General features: G+C 71.3%; 1 protein-coding gene and 1 pseudogene. One reads left to right on the forward strand and one right to left on the reverse strand.

The window, feature by feature from the left end; genetic code table 11:
- Positions 1-500, forward strand: a pseudogene (locus AC0CYZ_RS13820) (Isoniazid-inducible protein iniA); the annotation flags it as partial.
- A gap of 1,817 nt (positions 501-2,317) precedes the next feature.
- On the opposite strand, the gene AC0CYZ_RS13825 reads toward AC0CYZ_RS13820, so the two are convergent.
- Positions 2,318-3,184 (reverse strand): hypothetical protein (locus tag AC0CYZ_RS13825; protein WP_472216230.1); only part of this gene is annotated, 867 nt, incomplete at its 5' end.

The raw sequence follows: 3,184 nt of genomic DNA on the forward strand, positions 1-3,184 counted from the left end.
CCCCGAGCACAGCGGCGATTGCCGCGCCCGCGTACGAGAAGAACGGTGTCGGCGATGCCGCCCTGACCGGGCTGCGCGGCGGGTACGGCGGACTGCTCATGGTCGGCTTGTTGAGCACCGCCGCCGGCATGGCCCTGCTAAACCCCTGGTCGATCTGCGCTGGCGCCGCTCTGGGCACCAAGACCGTCGCCGACGAGCGGCGACGCGGCCGTGGCCGCCGCCAAGCCGAGGCCAAAGCCGCCGTCCGCCGCCACGTCGATGACCTGCTCTTCCAACTCGGCAAGGACAACCGCGACCGACTACGCGACGTGCACCGCGCCCTGCGCGACCACTACGCCCAGGAAGCCGAACAGCTCAGTACTGCACTGGCCGGCGCGCTAGAAGCCGCCGCGGCCGCCAACGACCACCGCGACCGGCGCGTGGCCGACCAACGCGCCGAACTCGCCCGCCTCGACGCCCTCGCCGAACAAGCCACCGCGATCCGCGCCCTCTGCGGATGACGGAACCTCCAAAGGGAGCCCGGCGGGCGAGACGACGGCGACCGAGGTAGGCCGCTAAACCCGGATGATCCCGGCTCATCCTTCACCCGTGGTTCGTCGGGAACATCTGACGCAGGGCCGATAGACCCCGTTATGACAGCAGCGCACGGCCCGGACCGGCCGGGCCCCTGGACCCGACCGGCACCCGGCGGGCCGGTGGCGCTGAGCTCGGCCTACCTCGGACCTACGGAGTCGCCGCTGCCGGCTCATGCTGACGGTGTGCTGCCTCGCCGGTCCTGGCCGGGGGCAGCGTGCCCGGTCGACGGTGCCGAAATCAGAGCTCTCGGCACGCGTGCATCATGACCCCACCGGGGGAGTAAGATTGTCACGTTCCGTAGTCTTGATGGGGGCTCGATGACGGCGGTAGCAGGGCTGGACCGGGATCGGTGGTGGGCGCCCTCAAGGTCGGCGCCGCCCGGCGCGAGCGAGTCCCCGGCGCATGAGCTGCCCGCGGTGTAAAGGGCTGGAACAGTGTCCCGATCGCGCCCGGGTACGTCGAGTGCCGCGGCGTCGTCGAGGTCGATCGGCCGGCGCCGGAGCCGGGTGGGCGCTACCTGTACGAGGAACCGTGCCGCACCCGATACGCAACGGCGAACGCCCTCGGCCCGATCCAGCACTTCTGTTCCTGCGGTATGGCAGCGATCAGCCGCTGCACCCGCTGCGCGTCCTACGCCTGCTACGACTGCTCCGGCACCTTCAACACTCTGGTCGGCGCGGTGACCTTGTGTGGTCCGTGCTCGCAGGAGGAAGAGGGCGGCGCAAAGCGAAGGGTCTCGAGGTCACGATCACCGAGCTGCGACGCATCGCCCTGCCCGCCGGCGGTCTCGCTGAGCTACTCGACCTGTTCCACCAGCGGGGCGGCATCGAAGAGGGCGTGACCCCCCAGTTCGGCGAGCTGACGAACCGCGAGGTCGCCCAGTTCCTGCAGCACGTCTTCGGTCCCCGCCCCCCTGGCTGATCCCCGAGCCGGAACCACCGGCGTACGTGCAAGGGGACGGCCGCGACCTGTTCCTTGAGTCGGACGGCACGCTGCGGCGCATCGACGACGGCGGGGTCATGGGTGGGCGTCGGCCCCGGCGGCGAGGGCTACGCCACGATCCGGCCGTCAATGACGTCTTCGCCCCACCAAAGGCGCTGTTCAGACCCCAGCACTTCGCACGACAGCGATTTCCCGGCCAACATCCACACCCCTTATCTTCACTACTGGCCGATCGAGCCTCTGGTCGCGCAAGCCCGGAAGGGGCCGATGTACGCCGAATTCGAGTGGCGTCAGCAGCGGAAGCTGCAAGATTTCGGCGCGCAGGAGGTTGGATCGCCGCCGTCAGCTTCCTGGCGATGGCGGTCGCGGTAGTGCTGGGCGTGCTGTGGGCCTCGCACGGGACTACCGGTGCTGCGCTTGCTCGCCCTTCGTCGTCGCGGTGGCCGCCCTGTGGCCCGCCAGCGCCGTCTTCCGTTCTGAGCCTGAGCGCTTGTCATACGACGAGGTCTTGCCCTGGAGCCCTAGCGGCTGAGACCGCCGCCTTCGGCCCCCCTCTGCCCACCTTCGGTACGGCGAGGGCCGTGCTCTGATCGCCAAGGCTGGATGAGACCACCGGGCACAGGACGGGTGCGCAGTCGGCGCCGACAATCCGTGTTTGCGACTTATGTCATCAGCCGGTCACCTTGGGGGAACGCGAGCGGGTTCCTCGGCCGGGCGAGTGGCTCACTCCGGGGGGTGTGGCCCTGGTCGCGCTCGCTCTTGCTCGTCGACCGCCGCGCCCCGGCGGGCGGGGTCTGGCTCAGGGGTTACAGGCGTCGTAGCCGGCGGTGGGCTCGAGGTGTTGGCCGTGTTGCGGGAAGTACCAGGACACGTGCCGGTAGGCCGCTCGTCCGGCGCACTGGCCGAGATCGGTGGCGACGACGGTGGCGGTGGCTTGGCTGCCCTGATAGTTGATCTGGCCGGGGGCGACGTAGAGGGCGGTCCCGGTGCCGATGGCGTGGGCGGCGCCCCAGCTGCTCCAGGTGATGTTGGTGATGAGGCTGGTGCCGTCGCCGTCGTTGTTGATCTCGCTGGGTCTCACCTGGCCGTACCCTTTGACGTCGCTGCGGGTGGCCGCGCCGAGCACTGGTGCACCGGCGTCGCCGCGGGCGGCGTGGCCGCCGGTCGGGGTCGTGATGCATCCGAGCCGGGCCGCCGCAGCATGCGGGACGACCACGCTGCCGGAGCCGTCGGTGGTGTCGTCGGTGCACACCGGCCCGGAGCCGGCGGCCAGGAAGCGCAGCGGTGGCCCGATCCGGAAGATGGTGTGCACCGCCTCGGTGTCCTGGACCGAATGCAGCGTGACCACGGCGAACCCGGCCGCGCAGCTCACCGAGCCGACCGGTTGGGCGCCGCTCCGGCCGGGGGTGGTGCCGGCGCTGCGGTAAGTCTCGGCCAGGGTCTGCCCGGTGGGGCAGGGGGCCGGCGCGGGCCCGACCGGCCCGGCCGCGTTGCCGGTCGCTGAGGCGACCGGAAACGCCGCCGGAGCGGTGGAGGCTTCGGGGGTGGGCGTGCCGGGTCGTGCGGTCCAGGCCAACCAGCCGCTCGCGGCGAGGATCAGCAGCGCCGCCACCAAGAGGGCGGCGAGGATGAGCGGACGTCGGGGCCGGCTCGGCGTGCGCTCCGG

It is taken from the genome of Actinomycetospora sp., assembly GCF_055612215.1.